Annotated in this window: 23 protein-coding genes and 1 pseudogene; 19 read left to right on the plus strand and 5 right to left on the minus strand. The window is 72.1% G+C overall.

Translation table 11 applies throughout. The features are described from left to right. Positions 1-16 precede the first annotated feature (16 nt). From IF02_RS0107850 to glmM, 4 genes are all read left to right on the plus strand, one after another. On the plus strand, positions 17-1306 hold the full coding sequence (locus IF02_RS0107850) for a glycosyltransferase family 87 protein (protein ID WP_030154715.1): 1290 nt from the start codon (positions 17-19) through the stop codon (positions 1304-1306). A gap of 231 nt (positions 1307-1537) precedes the next feature. After that, the gene (gene rplM, locus IF02_RS0107855) at positions 1538-1981 is read left to right on the plus strand and encodes a 50S ribosomal protein L13 (RefSeq protein WP_030154717.1); all 444 of its coding nucleotides are present in this window, start codon (positions 1538-1540) and stop codon (positions 1979-1981) included. A 42-nt stretch (positions 1982-2023) separates the two neighbouring features. Next, a complete protein-coding gene (rpsI, locus tag IF02_RS0107860; protein ID WP_030154718.1) occupies positions 2024-2539 on the plus strand; it encodes a 30S ribosomal protein S9 in 516 nt (171 codons plus the stop codon). A 134-nt stretch (positions 2540-2673) separates the two neighbouring features. After that, positions 2674-4032, plus strand: a complete 1359-nt coding sequence (glmM, locus tag IF02_RS0107865) for a phosphoglucosamine mutase (RefSeq protein ID WP_030154720.1) — start codon at positions 2674-2676, stop codon at positions 4030-4032. 82 nt (positions 4033-4114) lie between these two features. Here the strand turns inward: glmM and coaA are convergent, their stop codons facing one another. Beyond that, the gene (gene coaA / locus IF02_RS0107870) at positions 4115-5107 is read right to left on the minus strand and encodes a type I pantothenate kinase (RefSeq protein WP_030154722.1); all 993 of its coding nucleotides are present in this window, start codon (positions 5105-5107) and stop codon (positions 4115-4117) included. Positions 5108-5408: 301 nt separating this feature from the next. On the opposite strand from coaA, the gene IF02_RS0107875 reads away from it, so the two are divergent. From IF02_RS0107875 to IF02_RS34255, 8 genes are all read left to right on the plus strand, one after another. After that, a complete protein-coding gene (locus tag IF02_RS0107875; RefSeq protein WP_158708467.1) occupies positions 5409-6200 on the plus strand; it encodes a hypothetical protein in 792 nt (263 codons plus the stop codon). Positions 6201-6308: 108 nt separating this feature from the next. After that, positions 6309-8156 carry a glutamine--fructose-6-phosphate transaminase (isomerizing) gene (gene glmS, locus IF02_RS0107880; RefSeq protein WP_030154725.1) on the plus strand — a complete coding sequence of 616 codons (1848 nt, stop codon included), beginning with the start codon at positions 6309-6311 and terminating at the stop codon, positions 8154-8156. Positions 8157-8174: 18 nt separating this feature from the next. Beyond that, positions 8175-8543: a holo-ACP synthase gene (locus IF02_RS0107885; RefSeq protein WP_030154727.1), complete on the plus strand. Its 369-nt coding sequence runs from the start codon at positions 8175-8177 to the stop codon at positions 8541-8543. Between the two features lie 26 nt (positions 8544-8569). Continuing rightward, positions 8570-10000, plus strand: coding sequence for a bifunctional ADP-dependent NAD(P)H-hydrate dehydratase/NAD(P)H-hydrate epimerase (locus IF02_RS0107890; RefSeq protein WP_030154728.1), 1431 nt, complete (start codon positions 8570-8572; stop codon positions 9998-10000). A gap of 89 nt (positions 10001-10089) precedes the next feature. Next, the gene (alr, locus tag IF02_RS0107895; protein WP_030154730.1) at positions 10090-11226 is read left to right on the plus strand and encodes an alanine racemase; all 1137 of its coding nucleotides are present in this window, start codon (positions 10090-10092) and stop codon (positions 11224-11226) included. 18 nt (positions 11227-11244) lie between these two features. After that, positions 11245-12444, plus strand: coding sequence for an alpha/beta fold hydrolase (locus IF02_RS0107900; RefSeq protein ID WP_078621952.1), 1200 nt, complete (start codon positions 11245-11247; stop codon positions 12442-12444). Then, a complete protein-coding gene (gene tsaE, locus IF02_RS0107905) occupies positions 12380-12940 on the plus strand; it encodes a tRNA (adenosine(37)-N6)-threonylcarbamoyltransferase complex ATPase subunit type 1 TsaE (protein ID WP_030154733.1) in 561 nt (186 codons plus the stop codon). Before IF02_RS0107900 ends, tsaE begins: the two co-directional genes overlap by 65 nt. A gap of 180 nt (positions 12941-13120) precedes the next feature. Further along, entirely contained in the window at positions 13121-13303 is a 183-nt protein-coding gene (locus IF02_RS34255; RefSeq protein ID WP_106977242.1) for a hypothetical protein, read from the plus strand. Between the two features lie 73 nt (positions 13304-13376). Here the strand turns inward: IF02_RS34255 and IF02_RS0107915 are convergent, their stop codons facing one another. After that, a complete protein-coding gene (locus tag IF02_RS0107915) occupies positions 13377-13934 on the minus strand; it encodes a hypothetical protein (RefSeq protein WP_030154735.1) in 558 nt (185 codons plus the stop codon). A gap of 162 nt (positions 13935-14096) precedes the next feature. Between IF02_RS0107915 and tsaB the strand changes: the two genes are divergently transcribed. The 5 genes from tsaB to IF02_RS0107940 all read left to right on the plus strand — a co-directional run bounded on the left by tsaB (position 14097) and on the right by IF02_RS0107940 (position 17358). Next, positions 14097-14759, plus strand: coding sequence for a tRNA (adenosine(37)-N6)-threonylcarbamoyltransferase complex dimerization subunit type 1 TsaB (gene tsaB / locus IF02_RS0107920; RefSeq protein ID WP_030154737.1), 663 nt, complete (start codon positions 14097-14099; stop codon positions 14757-14759). A gap of 35 nt (positions 14760-14794) precedes the next feature. Continuing rightward, on the plus strand, positions 14795-15274 hold the full coding sequence (rimI, locus tag IF02_RS0107925; RefSeq protein WP_030154739.1) for a ribosomal protein S18-alanine N-acetyltransferase: 480 nt from the start codon (positions 14795-14797) through the stop codon (positions 15272-15274). Next, positions 15267-16391: a tRNA (adenosine(37)-N6)-threonylcarbamoyltransferase complex transferase subunit TsaD gene (gene tsaD / locus IF02_RS0107930; protein ID WP_030154740.1), complete on the plus strand. Its 1125-nt coding sequence runs from the start codon at positions 15267-15269 to the stop codon at positions 16389-16391. Before rimI ends, tsaD begins: the two co-directional genes overlap by 8 nt. Then, a complete protein-coding gene (locus tag IF02_RS0107935; protein WP_030154742.1) occupies positions 16391-16663 on the plus strand; it encodes a hypothetical protein in 273 nt (90 codons plus the stop codon). Before tsaD ends, IF02_RS0107935 begins: the two co-directional genes overlap by 1 nt. A 65-nt stretch (positions 16664-16728) precedes the next feature. After that, positions 16729-17358 carry a hypothetical protein gene (locus IF02_RS0107940; protein ID WP_037835775.1) on the plus strand — a complete coding sequence of 210 codons (630 nt, stop codon included), beginning with the start codon at positions 16729-16731 and terminating at the stop codon, positions 17356-17358. A gap of 12 nt (positions 17359-17370) precedes the next feature. Here the strand turns inward: IF02_RS0107940 and IF02_RS0107945 are convergent, their stop codons facing one another. After that, on the minus strand, positions 17371-18558 hold the full coding sequence (locus tag IF02_RS0107945) for a THUMP-like domain-containing protein (protein WP_030154745.1): 1188 nt from the start codon (positions 18556-18558) through the stop codon (positions 17371-17373). Between the two features lie 107 nt (positions 18559-18665). Between IF02_RS0107945 and IF02_RS0107950 the strand changes: the two genes are divergently transcribed. Both IF02_RS0107950 and IF02_RS0107955 read left to right on the plus strand, forming a co-directional pair. Beyond that, on the plus strand, positions 18666-19613 hold the full coding sequence (locus IF02_RS0107950; RefSeq protein WP_037835777.1) for a polysaccharide deacetylase family protein: 948 nt from the start codon (positions 18666-18668) through the stop codon (positions 19611-19613). Further along, positions 19610-20479, plus strand: a complete 870-nt coding sequence (locus tag IF02_RS0107955) for a polysaccharide deacetylase family protein (protein ID WP_030154748.1) — start codon at positions 19610-19612, stop codon at positions 20477-20479. Before IF02_RS0107950 ends, IF02_RS0107955 begins: the two co-directional genes overlap by 4 nt. Positions 20480-20486: 7 nt before the next feature. Here the strand turns inward: IF02_RS0107955 and IF02_RS0107960 are convergent, their stop codons facing one another. Further along, positions 20487-21125 (minus strand): HAD family hydrolase, encoded by a 639-nt coding sequence (locus tag IF02_RS0107960; RefSeq protein ID WP_030154749.1) that lies wholly within the window; start codon positions 21123-21125, stop codon positions 20487-20489. 51 nt (positions 21126-21176) lie between these two features. Beyond that, positions 21177-21935: pseudogene (locus IF02_RS0107965) on the minus strand (glycosyltransferase family 2 protein); the annotation flags it as partial. Positions 21936-21938 lie beyond the last annotated feature (3 nt).

Genomic DNA, 21938 nt, shown 5'->3' on the forward strand with positions numbered 1-21938 from the left:
TCGATCGGGAGGCGTTGTGCGGCTGCGGCCTGGCACCTGGCTCAGGGGATGGGACACCGTAAGGGATCCGGCGTTCGGGCACCGGCTGGTGCTCTGGCTGCTGCGTCCGGCGTCCGGGCCCTGGAAGGCCGTGGCCCTGGCCGTGGTGATCGGCATCTCGGTCTCCACGAGCCTGCGGGAGAACTGGGGCTCGGACAACGCCTTCGTGGTCAAGGCCGCGCGGACGCTGCTCGACGGCGGCTCCCCGTACGAGGACAAGCGGTTCCTGTACCTGCCGAGCGCCGTGCTGATGGCGGTGCCGGAGGCGCTGCTGCCGCAGACGGTGCTGCGCTGGCTGCTTCCGGCGGGGATGTCGGGGCTGGTGGGCGTGGGCTGGCTGGCCGCGCTGCGGCTGTTCTCGGTGCCCCTGCGCTCGCGGCTTGCGGTCGGCGGCTTCGCGGTGCTGGCCCTGGCCTACAAGCCGTACGTGAACCTCGTGCTGATCGGCAACTGGACGGCCATCTCGGCGGCGGCGCTGCCGGTGGCGCTGCTGCTCGCGCACCGCAGGGCGTGGGGGGCGGCCGGCCTGGTGGTGGGGCTGGCGATCGCCTGCAAACCGATGCTGGTGCCGATCGGGCTGCTGTTCCTGCTGGCCCGGCAGTGGCGGGGGCTGGCGGCGGCCGTGCTGGTGCCGCTGGGGGCCTCGCTGGTGGGGGCGCTGCTGATGCCGAGCCCGTCGCTGTTCTTCACCAAGACCCTGCCGTTCCTCTTCCAGGGGCAGGACGCCTACGCCCTGCCCTGGGACGCCTCGCCGATCGCGGTGCTGCCGCGGCTGGGGGTGCCGGAGCCGGTGGCGGTGGCGGCGGCCTTCGCGGGGGCCGGAGCCGGGCTGTGGGGCGCCTGGCGGCGCTGGAGGCGGCCGGACGATTCCGACCAGGGGCAGCTGCGGCTGGTGGAGACGGCCTGCATGGTGATGCTCGCCGCATTCCTGGTCTCCCGTCCCTCCTTCGACCACTACCTCCTGGTGGTGCTGCCGCTGCTGCTTGCCTCGGCGGTGCGGCCGGGCTCGATGCCCCGCTCGCCCTGGTTCTGGCTGGCCCTGACGCCCCAGGTGGCCCTGATCCCGTGGCCGTCGGAGCTGGCCCACAAACGGCGCGCCTTCAAGGACTGCGCCACCCTGTGCGGGCTCGCGATTCTGCTGGCGCGTCGTGCGCTGCGCTCCGGGCGGGTTACTCTGGGACCCGTAACAACTGCGGGGTCCCCATCCAGGACCGAACCGGAGTGCGCCGCGACGCCAGCAGAATCGGCATCGCGGACCGCGTTTTGACCCGTACGGGTCTACTTGGGTATCCTGCTGGTTTGTTATGCGTATTGGCTTGCTCATTCTCACGTGAAAGGGCCTTACGCCGGTCCACCGGACCGATGACCAGCGGTTCACACGGGTTGCGTCCCTGATGTGAACGAGGGCTGTCGTGATCGTCCGTGGTGACCCTGTCAGGACCTTCCCGTTGGGCTTGCGCCCGTGGGATACCACCACTGAAGAAGCGAAGGCATACGCGTGCGTACGTTCAGCCCCAAGCCCGGCGACATCTCGCGCCAGTGGCTCGTCATCGACGCCCAGGACGTTGTCCTCGGCCGTCTGGCGACCCAGGCCGCTGCCCTCCTGCGTGGCAAGCACAAGCCGACCTATGCGCCTCACATGGACATGGGCGACTTCGTCGTCATCATCAACGCCGACAAGGTTCACCTGTCCGGCAACAAGGCGTCCCAGAAGATGGCGTACCGCCACTCCGGTTTCCCGGGCGGTCTGCGTTCGGTGCGCTACGACGACCTCCTGGCGAACAACCCGGAGAAGGCCGTCGAGAAGGCCGTCAAGGGCATGCTCCCCAAGAACACCCTGGGCCGTCAGATGCTCTCGAAGCTGAAGGTCTACTCGGGCGACCAGCACCCCCACGCTGCCCAGCAGCCGGTGCCGTTCGAGATCACCCAGGTCGCGCAGTAGTTCCGGCCACCCCCTAAGACGTAGAAAATTCTGAGGAGCATCGTGGCCGAGACCACCGCCGAGACCCCCGTCGAAGAGTTCGAGGGCGTCGAGGAGTACACCACCGAGTCTGAGGTCGTCGTCGAGGGCGACTACACCTCCGAGTCCCTTGCCGGCCGCTTCGGCGACCCGCAGCCGGCCGCCGGCCTGGGCCGTCGCAAGAACGCCATCGCCCGCGTCCGGATCGTTCCGGGCACCGGCAAGTGGAAGATCAACGGTCGCACCCTTGAGGACTACTTCCCCAACAAGGTGCACCAGCAGGAAGTCAACGAGCCGTTCAAGCTCCTCGAGCTCGACGGTCGCTACGACATCATCGCCCGCATCGCGGGTGGCGGCGTCTCCGGCCAGGCCGGCGCCCTGCGCCTCGGCGTGGCCCGCGCCCTCAACGAGGCGGACGTCGACAACAACCGCCCGGCGCTGAAGAAGGCCGGCTTCCTTTCCCGCGACGACCGTGCGGTCGAGCGCAAGAAGGCCGGTCTCAAGAAGGCCCGTAAGGCTCCGCAGTACAGCAAGCGTTAATCTGCGCCTGCTGTTCAGCAACAAACCGCCCCGGCAGCACTCTCCGTGCTGCCGGGGCGGTTCGTTTACCGCCACAAGCGGCAAATACATGTCACAAGCGGTCACAAACGAAGCGTGAACTCGGGAGGACAACAGTGGGACAACTCTTCGGGACGGACGGTGTACGCGGCGTCGCCAACGCGGATCTGACGGCTGAGCTCGCGCTCGGCCTCTCCGTGGCAGCTGCCCACGTACTCGCCGAAGCAGGCACCTTCGCGGGCCACCGCGCGACCGCGGTCGTCGGCCGCGACCCCCGCGCCTCCGGCGAATTCCTGGAGGCCGCGGTCGTCGCGGGCCTCGCGAGCGCGGGCGTGGACGTCCTGCGCGTCGGTGTGCTGCCCACCCCGGCGGTGGCGTATCTCACCGGTGCGCTGGGTGCCGACCTCGGCGTGATGCTCTCCGCCAGCCACAACGCGATGCCCGACAACGGCATCAAGTTCTTCGCCCGCGGCGGCCACAAGCTCGCCGACGAGCTCGAGGACCGCATCGAGGCCGTCTACGAGGAGCACCGCACCGGCGCCCCCTGGGACCGGCCCACCGGCGCCGGCGTCGGGCGCGTCTCCGACTACGACCAGGGCTTCGACAAGTACGTCGCCCACCTCATCGGGGTCCTCCCCAACCGCATCGAAGGACTCAAGATCGTCCTGGACGAGGCGCACGGCGCGGCCGCCCGCGTCTCGCCCGAGGCCTTCACCCGGGCGGGGGCCGAGGTCGTCACCATCGGTGCCGAGCCCGACGGCCTCAACATCAACGACGGCTGCGGCTCCACCCACCTGGGGCTCCTCAAGCAGGCCGTGGTCGAGCACGGCGCCGACTTCGGCATCGCGCACGACGGCGACGCGGACCGCTGCCTCGCGGTCGACGCCACCGGCGCCGAGATCGACGGCGACCAGATCCTCGCGGTGCTGGCCCTCGCCATGCGCGAGGCGGGCCAGCTGCGCGGCAACACCGTCGTCGGCACCGTGATGTCCAACCTCGGCTTCAAGCTGGCCATGGAGGGCGAGGGCATCGAGGTCGTGCAGACCGGCGTCGGCGACCGGTACGTGCTGGAGTCGATGAAGGAGCACGGCTACGCGCTCGGCGGCGAGCAGTCCGGCCACGTGATCATCCTCGACCACGCCACGACCGGCGACGGCACGCTCACCGGCCTGCTGCTCGCGGCGCGCGTCGCGGCCACGGGCCGCTCGCTCGCCGATCTCGCGGGCGTCATGCGGCGGCTGCCGCAGGTGCTGATCAACGTCCCCGACGTGGACAAGTCCCGGGTCGCGACCTCCGGGGAGCTGGCCGCGGCCGTCGCCGACGCCGAGCGCGAGCTGGGCACCACCGGGCGGGTGCTGCTCCGTCCGTCCGGTACCGAGCCGCTCGTACGGGTGATGGTCGAGGCCGCCGACATCGAGCAGGCCCGCGCGGTCGCCGGGCGGCTGGCGGACGCCGTGAAGTCGGCGCTCGGCTAGAGCGGCCCCCGAGGTCCCTCGCGCGTCGGCCCCGCCCTCCCGGTGATCCCGGAGGGCGGGGCCGACGCCGTTCGCGGCGGGGTCAGAGCTTGCGGAGGCTGAGCTTCTGCACCTTGTGGTCCGGGCCCTTGCGGACGACGAGCGTCGCGCGGCCGCGGGTGGGGGCGACGTTCTCCAGGAGGTTGGGCTTGTTGATCGTGCGCCACATGGTCTGCGCGTACTCGATCGCCTCCTCCTCGGAGACCTGGGTGTACTTGCGGAAGTAGGAGAAAGGGTTCTGGAACGCGGTCTCGCGCAGCTTCCGGAACCGGTTGAGGTACCAGCGCTCGATGTCCTCGGGCCGGGCGTCCACGTACACGCTGAAGTCGAAGTAGTCGGCGAGCGCGACGCGCGTACGGCCGTCCTTGCCGGGCAGGGCCGGCTGAAGGACGTTGAGCCCCTCGACGATCAGGATGTCGGGGCGGCGTACGACGAGCTTCTCGCCGGGGACGATGTCGTAGATCAGGTGCGAGTAGACAGGGGCGCTGACCTCGTCCTTGCCCGCCTTGATGTCCGCGACGAAGCGGGTGAGCGCGCGGCGGTCGTACGACTCCGGGAAGCCCTTGCGGGACGTCAGTCCGCGCCGCTGGAGCTCCTTCATGGGGTAGAGGAAGCCGTCGGTGGTGACCAGCTCGACGCGGGGGTGCTCGGGCCAGCGGGCGAGGAGGGCCTGGAGCAGGCGGGCCACGGTGGACTTGCCGACGGCGACGGAGCCGGCGACCCCTATGACGAAGGGGGTGCCCTGCTGGGCGCCGTGGCCGTTGCCGGCGTCGCCGAGGAAGGTGTTGAGGGTGCCGCGGAGGTTGCTCGTGGCGCCGACGTAGAGGTTGAGGAGGCGGGAGAGCGGCAGGTAGACGTCCCGGACCTCGTCGAGGTCGATGACGTCGCCGAGACCGCGCAGCCGCTCGACCTCCTCGGCGGTGAGGGGGAGCGGGGTCCGCTCGCGCAGCGCGCTCCACTCGTCGCGGGTGAGGTCGACGTACGGGGAGACCTCGGCCCGGCGGTGGGGTCGCTCGGGGCGGTCGGGGCGCTCCATCGCGCTCTCCGGCGGCGTGCTTCGTGGCGGCGAAGTGATCACAGGGCCATTGTCGTGGCTCGGGGGCGGTTGTGGGTGGTGGGGTCGGTCACGTGGGGAGGACGTGCGGTGGAGGACGTGCGGCGGGGGCGGGAGGAGGGAGGGGGAGGCGGAGGGTATCGCCCCGGTCACGATGGGTGGCGCGCGGCGGAAAATGGTCCGGCCTTGATCGGATCGCCGCGTAGATTTGCCGGTCGAAGCGGCCCGGCTCCGGCCTGGTGCCGCTGTTTTCGTTTGCCGTGTGTCCTGGGGGAGATCTTTCGTGCGCAGCACTCTTGTCCGTCGTACCGTCCTGACCGCTTCCGCGGTGTCCCTGGCCCTGCTGGCCACCGCCTGCGGCTCCGACAAGGCGGACGGCAAGGTGGGCGGCGCCACGCCGACCCCCTCCGCCCCGTCCGCCGCCGCGGCCCCGGCCGCGAAGGGCAAGACGGACGCGGAGCTGACCGCCCTGCTGGTCACGCAGGCAGAGGCGCCCGGGTACCTCCTGCAGTCCGAGGCGGCCGCCAAGCTGGCAGACGTCGACAAGGCGTCGGTCACCACCGACAAGCCCGAGTGCAAGGTCCTGGTCCAGGGCCAGGCCCTGCAGAAGATCGGCTCGCCCACCGGCGTCGCGCGTACCGCCCTGGGCGCCAAGCCGAAGGAAGCGGGCCCGAACGCCTCGGCGCAGGAGAAGGCCGAGGCGATCAAGAACGCCATCGGCACCACCGTGACGATGGTCGGCCTCACCTCCTACGACGACAAGGGCGCGCAGGACGTGCTGGCCTCGGTGAAGGCGGCGGGCCAGGCGTGCGCGGGCGGCTTCAGCAGCACCTCCCAGGGGGAGACCACCAAGTACGAGAGCGTCCAGCGCGGCACCGGCGCCCCCGTCACCTATGGCGACGACTCCGTCAGCCTCGTCCTCACGGCGGACCTTGAGGACGGCGACAAGGCCACCATCCTCCTCACGGTCCTGCGCACCGGATCCACGGTCGCCACCTTCAGCTCCATCAGTCTCCTGGGGACGGCGGAATCACCGGTGACGCTGGTCGCCGCCCAGTCCAAGAAGCTCGGCTGAACCCCGCCCGACCGAACGTCAACCCCGCTCCGGCTCATTCGCCGGGGCGGGGTTTTCGTCTTGTTCAGGTACGGGGCAGACGGCCAACTACGGCGTACGCTGCGCCGTATGTGCGGAATTGTGGGTTACGTGGGAGCGCAGTCGGCGCTCGATGTGGTCATCGCCGGACTCAAGCGGCTGGAGTACCGCGGCTACGACTCGGCGGGCGTCGCCGTGCTCGCGGACGGGGAGCTGGTCGCCGCCAAGAAGGCCGGAAAACTGGTCAATCTGGAGAAGGAGCTGGTCGGGCATCCGCTGCCTGCCGGTTCCACGGGACTCGGGCACACCCGCTGGGCCACCCACGGCGGGCCCACCGACGTCAACGCGCACCCGCACCTCGACAACGCGGGCCGGGTGGCCGTCGTCCACAACGGCATCATCGAGAACTTCGCCGCGCTCCGCGCCGAACTGGCCGAGCGCGGGCACCGGCTGGAGTCCGAGACGGACACCGAGGTCGTCGCCCACCTGCTGGCCGAGCGGTTCGAGGCCGGCGGGGACCTCGCGGAGGCCATGCGGCAGGTGTGCCGGCGGCTGGAGGGTGCGTTCACGCTGGTCGCGGTGCACGCCGACGCGCCGGACGTGGTGGTCGGGGCCCGCCGGAACTCCCCCCTGGTGGTGGGCGTTGGGGAGGGGGAGAACTTCCTCGCCTCGGACGTGGCCGCGTTCATCGCCCACACCCGGTCCGCGATCGAGCTGGGGCAGGACCAGGTCGTCGAGCTCCGCCGCGACGGGGTCACGGTGACCGACTTCGCCGGTGCGCCCGCGTCCGTGCGGGCGTACCACGTGGACTGGGACGCCTCGGCGGCCGAAAAGGGGGGCTATGACTACTTCATGCTCAAGGAGATCGCCGAGCAGCCGAAGGCTGTCGCCGACACCCTCCTGGGCAGGATCGACGCGAGCGGCTCGCTGAGCCTGGACGAGGTGCGCATCCCCGTCTCGGTGCTCAGGGAGGTCGACAAGGTCGTGATCGTGGCGTGCGGTACGGCGTACCACGCGGGCATGATCGCGAAGCTGGCCATCGAGCACTGGACCCGCATCCCGTGCGAGACGGAGCTGGCGAGCGAGTTCCGCTACCGCGACCCGATCCTGGACCAGCGGACGCTGGTGGTCGCGATCTCGCAGAGCGGCGAGACCATGGACACCCTGATGGCGCTGCGGCACGCGCGCGAGCAGGGGGCCAAGGTGCTGGCCATCTGCAATACGAACGGGTCGACGATCCCGCGCGAATCGGATGCGGTGCTGTACACGCACGCCGGTCCGGAAGTGGCCGTCGCCTCGACCAAGGCGTTCCTGACGCAGCTGGTGGCCTGCTATCTGGTCGCGCTGTACCTCGGGCAGGTGCGGGGTACGAAGTGGGGCGACGAGATCGAGACGGTGATCCGCGAGCTGTCCGACATCGCCGCGGCCGTGGACACCGTCCTGGAGACCATGGAGCCGGTCCGGGAGCTGGCGCGCTCGCTGGCGGACAAGAACACCGTGCTGTTCCTCGGCCGGCACGTCGGGTACCCGGTGGCGCTGGAGGGCGCGCTCAAGCTCAAGGAGCTGGCGTACATGCACGCCGAGGGCTTCGCGGCGGGCGAGCTCAAGCACGGGCCGATCGCGCTGATCGAGAAGGACCTGCCGGTGGTGGTGGTCGTGCCCTCGCCGCGCGGGCGCTCGGTGCTGCACGACAAGATCGTGTCGAACATCCAGGAAATCCGGGCGCGCGGGGCGCGGACCATCGTGATCGCGGAGGAGGGCGACCACGCGGTCGTCCCGTACGCCGACCACCTGATCCGGATCCCGGCGACGCCGACGCTGCTCCAGCCGCTGGTGGCGACGGTGCCGCTACAGGTCTTCGCGTGCGAGCTGGCGACGGCGCGGGGGAACGAGGTGGACCAGCCGCGTAACCTCGCAAAGTCCGTGACGGTGGAGTGAGCGAAGCGAGTTGGCGTTGTGATTATCGGAGTGGGGATCGACGTTGCCGAGATCGAGCGGTTCGGTGAGTCGCTGGCCCGGACGCCGCAACTGGCGCAGCGGCTTTTCGTCGACTCCGAGTTGACGCTGCCGAGCGGCGAGCGGCGCGGGATCGCCTCGCTCGCCGCCCGGTTCGCGGCCAAGGAGGCCCTCGCCAAGGCGCTCGGCGCGCCCGGCGGCATGCTGTGGACCGACGCCGAGGTGTACGTCGAGGAGACCGGGCAGCCGCGGGTGCGGGTGTCGGGGACGGTCGAGGCCAGGGCGCTGGCGCTGGGCGTGAAGTCCTGGCACATCTCCCTGAGCCACGACGCGGGCATCGCCTCGGCCGTGGTGATCGCCGAGGGCTGAGCCTCCTTTTCGGGCAGGCTGGTGCCATGCGTACTGCTTACAGCGTGGAGACCGTACGGGCCGCCGAGCGCGAGCTGATGGCCCGGCTGCCGGAGGGCGCCCTGATGCAGCGCGCGGCGGCCGGGCTGGCCGCCGTCTGCGCCGGACTGCTGCGCCGGGTGTACGGGGCGCGCGTCGTGCTGCTCGTCGGGCCCGGGGACAACGGCGGCGACGCGCTGTACGCGGGCGCCCGGCTGGCCCGGCGCGGCGCCGGGGTGACGGCGGTCCCGATGGATCCGGAGCGGGTGCACGCGGGCGGGCTGCGGGCGCTGCTGGCCGCCGGGGGCCGCCTCGCGCAGGCCGTTCCCGGCCGGGCGGACCTCGTACTGGACGGGCTCGTCGGCATCGGCGGCCGCGGCGGGCTGCGGCCGGCCGCCGCCGCGCTGGTGGAGCGGATCCCGGCCGGTGCCCCCGTCGTCGCGGTGGACCTGCCGAGCGGGGTCGACGCGGACACCGGCGAGGTGGCCGGAGCGGCCGTCCACGCCGACGTCACGGTGACCTTCGGGGCGTACAAGCCGGGGCTGCTCATCGACCCGGGGGCTTCGCGCACGGGCGCGCTGCGCCTGGTGGACATCGGGCTGTCGCTGCCGGACCCGGACGCGGAGGCCCTGCAGCACGCCGATGTGGCGGCGCTGCTGCCGGCTCCGACGGCGTCGAGCGACAAGTACCGGCGGGGCGTGGTCGGCATCGTCGCCGGGTCGGTGCAGTACCCGGGCGCGGCGGTGCTCGCCGTCGCGGGGGCGCTGCGCGGCGGCGCGGGCGCCGTGCGGTACGTCGGCCCGGCGGCGGACGCGGTGCTGGCGCGGTACCCCGAGACGCTGATCGGGCGGGGCCGGGTGCAGGCGTGGGTGGTCGGCCCGGGGCTGGGCGAGGGCCGGGCGGCGGAGGTCGCCGGGGCACTGGCCGACCCGGTGCCGGTGCTGGTGGACGCGGACGGGCTGCGCGGGCTGGACCCGGCGGTGCTGCGGGCCCGGCCGGCCGAGACCCTGCTGACCCCGCACGCGGGGGAGGCGGCGGCGCTGCTCGGGGTGGACCGCGAGGCGGTGGAGTCGGGCCGGCTGTCGTCCGTACGCTCCCTGGCGGCGCGGTACGGGGCCACGGCCCTGCTGAAGGGATCGACGACGCTGGTGGCGCGCGCCGGAGGCGGCCCGGTCCGGGTCAACCCGACGGGAACCCCGTGGCTGGCGACCGCGGGCAGCGGCGACGTCCTGTCGGGCCTGGCGGGATCGCTGCTGGCCGCGGGGCTGGCGGCGCCGGACGCCGCGTCGGTGGCGGCGTACGTGCACGGCCTGGCGGGGCGCCGGGCCGCCTCCGGAGCCCCGCTCCTCGCCCAGCAGATCGCGGAGTCCCTCCCGGACGCCTGGCGCGACATCCGCAGCCAAGCCGAGCCTGACACGGCCTGGGCGGACCACCCCTGATGTGTCATCAGGGGTGAAAATCGTCCAATATGTCGCCGTGTGAACGGCGGTCGCACAGGCCACGGCCTCGCTCTGAGAGACTGGGGGCGATGAACGAGACACCGACGCGCGTGTACGCCGAGATCGATCTTGACGCCGTACGGGCGAACGTACGCGCCCTGCGCGCGCGGGCACCCCGGGCCGAGCTGATGGCCGTCGTCAAGGCGGACGCCTATGGCCACGGCGCGATCCCCTGCGCCCGCGCGGCCCAGGAGGCCGGTGCCACCTGGCTCGGAACCGCCACCCCCGAGGAGGCGCTCGCCCTGCGCGCCGCCGGGATCGCCGGACCGGTCCTGTGCTGGCTGTGGACCCCCGGCGGGCCCTGGCAGGCGGCCGTCGAGGCCGACGTGGACATCTCCGTCAGCGGGATGTGGGCCCTCGACGAGGTGCGCAAGGCCGCCCTCGCCGCCGGCCGCACGGCCAGGATCCAGCTCAAGGCCGACACCGGCCTGGGCCGCAACGGCTGCCAGCCCGCCGACTGGGCCGAGCTGGTCGGCGCGGCCGTCGCCGCCCAGGCCGAGGGCACCGTCAAGATCACCGGTCTCTGGTCGCACTTCGCCTGCGCCGACGAGCCCGGCCACCCCTCCATCGCGCTCCAGCTGGCCTCCTTCCGCGACATGCTGGCGTACGCGGAGAAGGAGGGCGTGGAGCCCGAGGTCCGGCACATCGCCAACTCGCCCGCGACCCTGACCCTGCCCGAGAGCCACTTCGACCTCGTCCGCTGCGGCCTCGCCGTCTACGGGGTCTCCCCGGCCCCCGAGCTCGGCACCGCCGAGGAGCTGGGCCTGCGGCCCGCCATGACCCTCAAGGCCTCCGTGGCGCTGGTCAAGACCGTGCCCGCAGGCCACGGGGTGAGCTACGGGCACCACTACGTCACCGAGGCCGAGACGAACCTCGCGCTGATCCCCGCCGGGTACGCCGACGGCATCCCCCGGCACGCCTCCGGCAGCGGGCCCGTCTTCGTCGGCGGCAAGGTCCGGCGCGTCGCCGGCCGCGTCGCCATGGACCAGTTCGTCGTCGACCTGGGCGGTGACCTGGTGCGCGCCGGGGACGAGGCCGTCCTCTTCGGCAGCGGCGAGCGCGGCGAGCCCACCGCCGAGGACTGGGCTCAAGCGGCACACACGATCGCCTATGAGATCGTCACCCGTATCGGGGTGCGCGTTCCTCGGGTCTACCTGGGCGGCTGAGGGCTGAGTGAGGACGGCGTGAGCGAGAACTGGCGCAAGGCAGGGTGGGCCGGCGCCGCGATCGGCGTGATAGCCGCAGGCGCGGCGGCCGGGGTCGCGGTCGAACGGATCACGGTCGGGCGCGGCATGCGCCGCAAGGCGCGCCTCGCGCTCGACGCCACCGGCGACTACGGCTCCCTGCGCGGGACGCCGGGAGCCTGCTACGCCGAGGACGGCACCGAGCTCTACTACGAGGTCGACGAGCCGCCCGAGGGCCCCAAGAAGCGGGCCCGGCTGCGCCGCAAGGACCCGGCCGCGCCGACCGTCGTGTTCTGCCACGGCTACTGCCTCGCCCAGGACTCCTGGCACTTCCAGCGCTCCGCCCTGCGCGGACTGGTCCGCTCCGTGTACTGGGACCAGCGCAGCCACGGCCGCAGCGCGCGCGGCTTCGCCCAGGCAGACGGCGAGCGCGTGACCATCGACCAGCTCGGCCGCGACCTGAAGACCGTCATCGACGCCGCCGCCCCCGAGGGCCCGCTGATCCTGGTGGGCCACTCGATGGGCGGCATGACGATCATGGCGCTGGCCGAGCAGTTCCCCGAGCTGATCCGCGACCGGGTGATCGGCGTGGCCCTGGTCGGCACGTCCAGCGGCCACCTCGACCAGGTCACGTACGGGCTGCCCTCGGTCGGCATGGGCGCCGTACGGCGCATCCTGCCGCCCGTGCTCAAGGCGCTCGGCTCGCAGGTGGAGCTCGTCGAGAAGGGCCGCCGGGCCACCGCCGACCTGTTCGCCGGCATGATCAAGATGTATTCGTTCGGCGCCCCCCGCGAGGTGGACCCGGGCGTCGCGCGCTTCGCCGAGCGGCTCATCGAGGCCACCCCGATCGACGTGGTCGCCGAGTTCTACCCGGCCTTCCAGATCCACGACAAGAGCGCCGCCCTCCAGCGGTTCGCCGACATCCCCGTCACCGTCATCGCCGGCGACCGCGACATGGTCACCCCCGCCGCGCACAGCCAGGCCATCAAGGACGCGCTGCCGGCCGCGGAGCTCGTGGTCCTGGAGTCCGCCGGGCACCTGATGATGCTGGAGTACCCCGACACGGTGACGGGGCTGCTGACCGACCTGCTGGCGCGCACCGGTGCGGTGCCCGCAGCGACTAACGTTGGCGGGCATGGAAGAAGTACCGCTGGAAGCGCCACGAGCACCGCACCGTCAGGCACCGCGGCAGGGAACTGAGACGGCCGACGCCGAGGCGCACATCACCGTCGACTCGCCCGAGGCCATGCAGGAGCTGGGCCGCACCCTAGCCCGCCTGCTCCGCCCCGGCGACCTCGTCCTGCTGACCGGGGAGCTCGGCGCGGGCAAGACCACGCTGACCCGGGGCCTGGGCGAGGGGCTGGGCGTACGGGGCGCCGTGACCTCGCCGACCTTCGTGATCGCCCGGGTCCACCCCTCGCTGAGCGGCGGGCCGGCGCTGGTCCACGTGGACGCGTACCGGCTGGGCGGCGGGCTGGACGAGATGGAGGACCTGGACCTCGACGTCTCGCTGCCCGAGTCCGTGGTCGTCGTGGAGTGGGGCGACGGCAAGGTCGAGGAGCTCTCCGACGACCGGCTGCACGTGGTGATCGCGCGGGCGGTCGGCCACGAGGAGGTCCTCGACGACGTACGGGAGGTCTCGGTGCGCGGGATCGGTGCGCGCTGGTCCGCGCCGGGCGCGCTGGCGGCGCTGTAGCCGACTGCCTGGCAGCCCGCTCCCGTGGCGCAGGACGCGCCGCCCTGGAGGCGCCGTCCCGGAAAACGTACCGACAACTCGTCGGCAAGATATTGCGCCGATGGAGTCCGACGTGGTGACATGGTACAGAGGGCTGGTTAGGTTTACCTAAGTACGGGCCGGCCCAAGCCAGGAGGAGCCATGTCCGCAGCAGGAGTGCAGCGCGACCCCCGCCCGTCCGTCGTGTCCATGGGGGCACTGCTCGCCGCGGGCGCGGCAGCCACCGCCGTCTCGACGCCTCCCGTGCGGGAGGTCCCGGACGCGCCCGGGGCCGGCCCGGTGGACGTACGCGAACAGGCCGCCCCGGAGTCCGAGGCGGCCTGAGAAGCCCGCGACCTGCCCGGCGCCGTAGTCCGTACGGGTGAATCCGCGGCGGCGGTCGGCGGTCAGGGAAGGGTCAGGGAAGGACGACGACCTTCGAGTTGATCGTCGCGAAGGCCCACATGGCATCGCCGTCGGCCCGCGCCATCCGGATGCCGCCGGTCTTCTTGCTCTGGTCGGGCTCCGGCATCTCGCCGTCCACCCGGGAGCTGAACCCGACCACGACCCCGTCCGCCGTGGCGAACCGTACGACGTGCTCGATCGGCACCCCGTCCGAGCCGGTGACCGCGCCCGAGCGCGAGTTCACCAGGTACGTGCCCGGCTTCGGGTGCGCCGTGCTGGGCTTGACCGCGAACGACTTCGGCTCCTGGCCGCCCTCGCTGACCAGCCACACCCGCTTCTGGCTCACCGAGTACACGACGCGCGAGCCGGTGCCCGATTCGGCCGGCACGGCCACCGGCTTCGCCGGCTCGGCCGCGTGCGCGGACGGTACGGGGGAAGGGGCCGCGGGCGGCGCCGCCGCCTTCGGGGGATGCGCGGGCGCGGTCGCGGAGGCCTGGTAACCGAGGAAGCCGACGGCGGCGATCGCCACCACGGTGAGCCCGGCCACGATTCCCGAGCTGCTGCGTGCCACCTTGCTCCACCTCTCCCGTGCTTCCCCTGCGGCGGAGCGCCTGCCGGGCAGCGCCTGCGTGCCCCGGCCCGGACTCGGCCGATACCTGGGTCGAAGGTAGCAGCCGGGGTGCCCCGCGACCGGCCGCGAGGGCCCGGCCCCCCGGAGTCGTAGGCTGTTCGCGTGCTCTTGCTCGCTGTAGATACCGCCACGCCCGCCGTCACCGTCGCCCTGCACGACGGCGAGTCCGTCCTCGCCGAGTCGAACCAGGTCGACGCCCGCCGCCACGGGGAGCTCCTGCTGCCCTCCGTCGACAAGGTCCTCGCGGAGGCCGGGCTCACGCTCGACGCCCTCACCGGCATCGTCGTCGGCGTCGGCCCCGGCCCCTACACCGGACTGCGCGTCGGCCTCGTCACCGCCTCCACCTTCGCCACCGTGCTCGGCATCCCCGTGCACGGCCTGTGCACCCTCGACGGGCTCGCGTACGCCGCGGGCGCCGCCGGGATCGAGGGCCCCTTCACCGTCGCCACCGACGCGCGGCGCAAGGAGGTCTACTGGGCCCGGTACGAGGACCCGCGCACGCGCGTCGGCGAGCCCGCCGTGGACCGCCCGGCCGACATCGCCGAGCGGGTCGCCGGGGTGCCCGCGGTGGGCCAGGGCGCGCTGCTGTACCCGGACGTCTTCACGGACGCGCGGGCCCCCGAGCACCAGAGCGCCGCCGCGCTCGCCTCCCTGGCGGTGGAACGGCTCGCGGCGGGGGAGGAGTTCCTGCCTCCGACGCCGCTGTACCTGCGCCGGCCCGACGCGCAGGTGCCCAAGAACTACAAGGTGGTCACCCCGCAGTGACGGCACCGACCGCAGCGACCGCAGTACTGCGCGAGATGCGCTGGTGGGACATCGAGCCGGTGCTGGAACTGGAGCACGAGCTGTTCCCCGAGGACGCTTGGTCCGCGGGCATGTTCTGGTCCGAGCTCGCCCACGCCCGCGGCCCGCACGCCACCCGCCGCTACGTGGTGGCCGAGGACGCGTCGGGCCGCCTCGTCGGCTACGCCGGGCTGGCCGCCGCCGGTGACCTGGCCGACGTACAGACCATCGCGGCCGCGCGGGACCAGTGGGGGACCGGGCTCGGCGCCCGGCTCCTCACCGACCTGCTGCGCGCCGCCACCGCGTTCGAGTGCGCCGAGGTGCTGCTGGAGGTACGGGTGGACAACACCCGGGCCCAGAAGCTCTACGAGCGCTTCGGCTTCGAGCCGATCGGCTTCCGGCGGGGCTACTACCAGCCCGGCAACGTGGACGCGCTCGTGATGCGCCTGACCGACCCCGCACAAGCGACGACTGAAAGCACTGAGAGCAATGGCTGACGAACCGCTCGTCCTCGGCATCGAGACCTCCTGCGACGAGACCGGCGTCGGCGTGGTCCGCGGCACGACCCTGCTGGCCGACGCGATCGCCTCCAGCGTCGACGAGCACGCCCGCTTCGGCGGCGTCGTTCCCGAGGTGGCCTCCCGGGCGCACCTGGAGGCGATGGTCCCGACCATCGAGCGCGCCCTGAAGGAGGCCGGGGTCAGCGCCCGCGACCTCGACGGCATCGCCGTCACCGCGGGTCCCGGCCTCGCGGGGGCCCTGCTGGTGGGCGTCTCGGCGGCCAAGGCGTACGCGTACGCGCTCGGCAAGCCGCTCTACGGGGTGAACCACCTGGCCTCGCACATCTGCGTCGACCAGCTGGAGCACGGGCCGCTGCCGGAGCCGACCATGGCGCTGCTGGTCTCCGGCGGGCACTCCTCGCTGCTGCTCGCCCCGGACATCACCTCCGACGTACGGCCGCTGGGCGCGACCATCGACGACGCGGCCGGCGAGGCCTTCGACAAGATCGCGCGCGTGCTGCAGCTGGGCTTCCCCGGCGGCCCGGTCATCGACCGGCTCGCGCGCGAGGGCGACCCGAAGGCGATCAACTTCCCGCGCGGGCTGACGGGGCCGCGCGACGCGGCGTACGACTTCTCCTTCTCCGGCCTCAAGACGGCGGTCGCCCGCTGGATCGAGGCGAAGCGGAACGCGGGCGAGGAGGTGCCGGTGCGCGATGTGGCGGCGTCCTTCCAGGAGGCCGTGGTGGACGTGCTGACCCGCAAGGCGATCCGCGCGTGCAAGGACGAGGGCGTCGACCACCTGATGATCGGCGGCGGTGTGGCGGCCAATTCCCGGCTGCGCTCGCTGGCGCAGGAGCGCTGCGACGACGCGGGGATCATCCTGCGGGTGCCGCGGCCGAAGCTGTGCACGGACAACGGCGCGATGGTGGCGGCGCTGGGCGCGGAGATGGTCAAGCGGAACCGGCCGGCCTCGGACTGGGACCTGTCGGCGGACTCCTCGCTGCCGGTGACGGACCCGCACGTGCCGGGTACCTCGCACTCCCACACGCACGGGCACTCTGCCGGCCACGACCACGACCACGTGCACGAGTTGAGCAAGGACAACCTGTACTGATGAGCACCGTCGCGCTGATGTGGGAGGCCCGGGCCGCCGCCGGGCGGGGCAACGAGCTGCTGGAGTGGGCCCGTTCGCAGGTACTGGAGCGCGAGCCGGTGCGCCGCGAGCTGCTGCGGGCCCCGCAAGACCGGGTGTTGGTCGTCACGTGGTGGGAGGCGGACGAGGGCGTGGCGGCGGAACTGCCCGAACTCCCGGAGCCCGCAGCCGATCTGATCACCCGTGCGGTGCACCGCTGGCGGTTCGAGTCGGTGGAGACCAGCGGAACCTGACATGCGAGGCGCCCTCCAGGGACTGGTGAGCGGGACTCGGGCCCGCTGCCGTTATCGTCATGAGCATGCCTCGCCGTGACCTGCCGCCTCCACCGCCCCCGGCCCACTTGCGCGACTGGCTGGACGAGAACGCCGTACGCGCCGACCGCGCCCGCTTCCTGAAGGACCTGCGCCGGCGCAGCCTGGGCCTGGGGCGGCTGCTGCTGCTCTGGACCGTCGCCGCCGTCTTCGCGCTCGGCTGGTCCTTCGTCGCGATGGCCCTGATGTCCTTCGAGACACCGGGCGACCCGTTCTCGTACGTCTTCGGCCTGATCTTCGGCCTGCTCGGCGCGGGCGTGCTGATCCCGGCGGGGTTCTGGTTCGCCTGGGGCGCCCGGCGGGACCGGCTGGTCCGCCAGCTGCTGCGCGCCTGGGCCGAATCGGACCGGGACCCGGCCGCCGACGCCGGGGTCCGCGCCCCGGGGCTGAGCCTGACCTGGCTGCTGGCCTCCTTCGCGCTGGGCGCGTTCGGGCTGTACGTGACCTTCGGCTCGGCGGCGACGGCCCGCCCGGGCATCACCACGTACGGGGAGGTCACGTACTACATGGGCCTCGGCATGATCCTGTGGATCACCGGCCTGCTGGGCCTCGGCAAGGCCGGCGCGCACTACCGGTGGGCGGTGCGCGCCTTCCGCGGCGGTGCCCCGGCGCGCTGACGGGCGAGCGGGTCAGCGGTCCTGCGGTGCGGTGACGGGCGAGCCGATCAGCATCGACGGGGCGCCGGCGACCCGGGTCAGGAAGACGGTCGCGGAGTGCGGCCCCTGCGGCTTGACCTTCTTGCGCAGCTCCTCGGGCTCGATCGCCGAACCGCGCTTCTTGACGGTCAGGATGCCCACCCCGCGCTCGCGCAGCAGCGCCTTCAGCTTCTTGAGGCCGAACGGCAGCACGTCGGTGATCTCGTACGCGGTGGCGTACGGCGTCGCGCGCAGCTCGTCGGCGGTGACGTACGCGATGGTCGGGTCGATGAGCCGGCCCGCCAGCTGCTCGGCGACCTCGGCGACGAGGTGGGCGCGGATCACGGCGCCGTCGGGCTCGTAGAGGTAGCGGCCGACCGGACCGGCCTCGGGATCGGGCAGCGGATCGCCGGTGTGCAGGGTGCGCGGGCCCGGCAGCAGGGTGGCGCGTACGGTGCCGGGCGCGGTCCCGAACCACAGCACCGCCTCCTTCACGTCCCCCTGGTCCGAGATCCACTCGGCCTCGGCCTCCGGCGGCACGGCCTCGTGCGGGATGCCGGGGGCGACCTTGATGGCGGCGTACCTGGCCCTACGGGCGGCCTCGACGGCCCACGACAGCGGCGGCGAGTAGCTCTCGGGGTCGAACGTCCGGCCGCGGCCGGATCGCCGGGCGGGGTCGAGGAAGACGGCGTCGTACCCGGAGGTGTCGATGTCGGTCACGTCCGCCTCGCGGACCTCGATGAGCTCCGCCAGCCCCAGGGCCTCGGCGTTGGCGCGGGCGACGGCGACGGTCAGCGGGTCGCGGTCCACGGCGAGGACGCGGATGCCGATCCGGGCCAGGGCGAGGGCGTCCCCGCCGATGCCGCAGCAGAGGTCCGCGACGCTGCGCACGCCGAGTTCCGCGAGCCGTCCGGCGCGGTACGAGGCCACCGGGGCGCGGGTGGCCATTTCGCCGCCGCCGGGCGTGAAGTACATCCGGAACGCGTCCTCGGCCCCGAACTTCGCCACCGCGCGCTGCCGCAGCCGGGCCTGCCCGAGCGCTGCGGAGACCAGTGCGGCGGGGTGCTCGCGGCGCAGCCGGGTGGCGAGGGCGAGCTCCTGGGCCGGGTCGTGGTCGCGGAGCGAGTCGAGGAGGGCGCGGCCCTCGGGGGTGAGGAGCGCGGCGAAGTCTTCGGGGGTCACGTCCCCATTGTCGGCGACGGGGCGTGTGGGCCGGTCGGAGGAACGTGGCAGCGCGGCGCGAGGTGTCGTCCGGGAAGCGGGCGTGTCGGGTGCCAGGATGCGCTGCTATGCAGCTAGTCGGACAAAAGGAAGATAAGACGCTTCATGGTCACCGGTCCGCGGCGGGTCCGCGCGGCCGCGTCGGGGTGGCACTGGCCGCACTGCTGGTCGCCGCCCTCGGAACGGGATGCGGCTCGGCCGCCGACTCCGCCCCCGCCCGCAAGGGCGGCAAGGCCGCGGACGCCCCCGCGGGCGCCGCGGGCGCGGTCGCGAACCCGGCCGAGCAGCTGAAGACCACCCAGCAGGCCCGGATCGCCGCGGCGAAGAAGTGGAAGCTGGCCAAGCCGCCGCTGACCGCGCCGGCCGCGCCCAAGACGAAGCCCGAGATCACCACGCGGGAGGGCTTCGAGGTCGAGGGCCAGGAAGACCTCCCGCCCGTCTTCACCACCGTCCCCACGGAGGACAAGGTCGTCTTCCTGACGATCGACGACGGCGCGGAGAAGGACCCCGAGTTCCTGAAGATGATGAAGGAGCTGAAGATCCCGTACACGGCGTTCCTCAGCGACTACCTCGTCCGCGACAACTACCCCTACTTCAAGGAGATGCAGGCCGCCGGCGTCTCCCTGAACAACCACACGCTCAACCACCGCTACATGCCGGCGCTCTCGTACGAGGAGCAGCACGAGGAGATCTGCGGGCAGCAGGACACCATCCAGAAGCAGTTCGGCAAACGGCCGACGCTGTTCCGGCCGCCGTACGGCAACTACAACGAGGACACGCTGCGCGCGGCGAAATCCTGCGGCATCAAGGCGGTCCCGCTGTGGAACGCGGAGGCCTTCGTGAACCGCATGGACTGGCGGGAATGGGACCGGGACCTCCACCCTGGAGACATCATCCTGACTCATTTCCGAGGGCGGGAGGACTGGAAGGGTTCGATGCCTGACATGATCCGTCATGTCATGAAGACCGTCACGGACAAGGGGTACGCCGTGGCCCGCCTGGAGGACTACTTGTGAGGTACGCGCGCCGGTCCGTGGTCGGAACGCTGGCGGCCGGCGCGCTCGCGCTGTCCCTGACGGGGTGCGGGGACGGCGTGGACCCGGTCGAGAGGCTGGGGAGCAAGACTCCGGAGACGACGCAGCCGCCGACGGCGGCTGCGTCGCCGTCGACGTCGCCCGGCACGGCGGGCGACGAGGCGTACAAGAAGTGGGGTCTGAAATCCCCTCTCCAATTCGCCCCGAAGCCGGCCCAGAAACCCGCCCTCCCCCCGGCCGCCCCGGGCAAGGCCCAGGTGGTGGACCGAATACCCGTCCCGCCCACCGACAAGGTCGTCTTCCTGACCTTCGACGACGGCGCGGAGAAGGACCCCGAGTTCCTGAAGATGGCGGCCGACCTCAAGCTGCCGATCAGCATGTTCCTGACGGACAACATCGCCTCGTCGGACTACGGGCACTTCGAGAAGCTCCGCGACAACGGCTCCGGCAGCACGATCAACAACCACACCCTGACGCACCCGAACCTCCGGACCCTGCCCTTCGCGGCGCAGAAGAAGGAGATATGCGGCCAGCAGGAACACCTGGAGAAACGGTTCGGCGCCAAGCCGGTCCGCTTCCGCCCGCCGTACGGCAACTACAACGACGACACCCTCAAGGCCGCCTCCGAATGCGGCATATCGCAGGTGGTCCTGTGGCGCGTGTCGATGCAGATCAACAACTTCCAGTACGCCGAGGGCTCCGCCCTCAAACCGGGCGACATCATCCTGGCCCATTTCCGCGGCCCCTCCGAACTCAAGGGCTCGACGGAAATCCAGATGACCACCCGCATGCTCCAGCGCATCCAGGAACAGGGCTACCGCATAGGCCGCCTGGAGGACTACCTCTGACCTCGGCCTACGTCACGAGGTCGAGAAGCTGGTCCAGCGACGAGATGGACCAGTCGGCAACCGCCCGCACCTCGGGGTCGTCGGCCCACCAGTGCCCCCAGGGGCCGCGGCGGAGGTGCGCCGTGAGCAGCCCGGCGCGCGCGGCCGGAAAGACGTCGTTCGCCGGATGGTCCCCGACGTACAAGGTCTCACCCGCGGGCGCACCGGAAACCTCCGACACCCGCTCGAAGAACCCGGCGTCCGGCTTGGCGACCCCCCACTCCCCGGAGGTCACGACGAGATCCGCAGGAAGCCCGAGGTCCCTCAGCAGGCCACCCGCCTTCCGGCTCTGATTCCCGGCGACGACCACCCGAACCCCCATGGCCCGGAGCCCGGCGAGAGCCGGCCGTACATCCGGGTACAGATCGCCCTCGTCGAGCCGCTCGCCCCGCCCCGCCGCCTCACGGGCGGCGTACTCACCGGAAATGTCGATCCCGGGCCGCAGCAGCCGCAGGGCATCGGCATTGTCGCGCCCCTCGACGACAACGGCGCCGACGAGCGCGGAAAGCGTGTGTCCGGACACCCCCAACCAGTCGGCCCAGGCCGCCCAGTAACGGTCGTCGCGGACGATGGTCTCGCCGACATCCAACACAACGGTCCGAATCACCCGCCCACGGTAAACCGCCCCAAGCGCCGCCGCGCCGGCCGCGCAAGCCGCTCAAAGAACCGGAGGCCGACCCAGTCGGGTCATGCGCCACACCGTGCGCCATTTCATCGGCTTGCGCAGCCCGCACGGCGCTCGCACGCCCTCGACGAAACCGCTCCACCACGCCTTCAGCCCCGTCAAAGACCGCATCCGCACCATGGCGAGAACGATCCACACGCCGAGATAGACCGGAATCAGCGGAACCGGCAGCCGGCGGCGGGCCAGCCGGACACGGTTCCGGGCGGTGAAGCGGTAATAGACCGCATGCCGAGCGGGGGACGTCGTCGGATGTTGGAGGACCAGCTCGGGCTCGTAGAGGATCTTCCATCCCGCATCCAGCGCCCGCCATGCCAGATCGGACTCTTCGTGCCCGAAGAAGAACTCCGCAGGCCACAAATCGATCTGCCGGAGCATGGGCATCGAGAAGGCGTGGCCGCCGCCGAGGAAGGCGGTCACCAGACCACGGCGCATCGGATCGCCGGCACGCAGCCGCGGAACCCAGCGCCGCTCCGTGTGCCCGTGCTCGTCAGCGACCCTGAAGCCGATGACCCCCAGCGCCGGGTCCTCCGCGAACAGCTGCCGGACCCTCCCGAACACTCCTGTGTCGATGAGCAGCCCGTCGTCATCCAGCTCGATGACGACGTCCACCTCACCGGACTCGCGCAGCTTCTCCAGGCCGACGTTGCGGCCTCCCGGGCAGCCCAGGTTCTGCTCAAGCGGGACTTTGGCGACGTTGGCCGCCACGTCCACATCGGTGAGAGACGTCGCATTGCG

This window comes from Streptomyces sp. NRRL S-244 (assembly GCF_000717915.1).
In the GTDB taxonomy this organism is placed as follows: domain Bacteria; phylum Actinomycetota; class Actinomycetes; order Streptomycetales; family Streptomycetaceae; genus Streptomyces.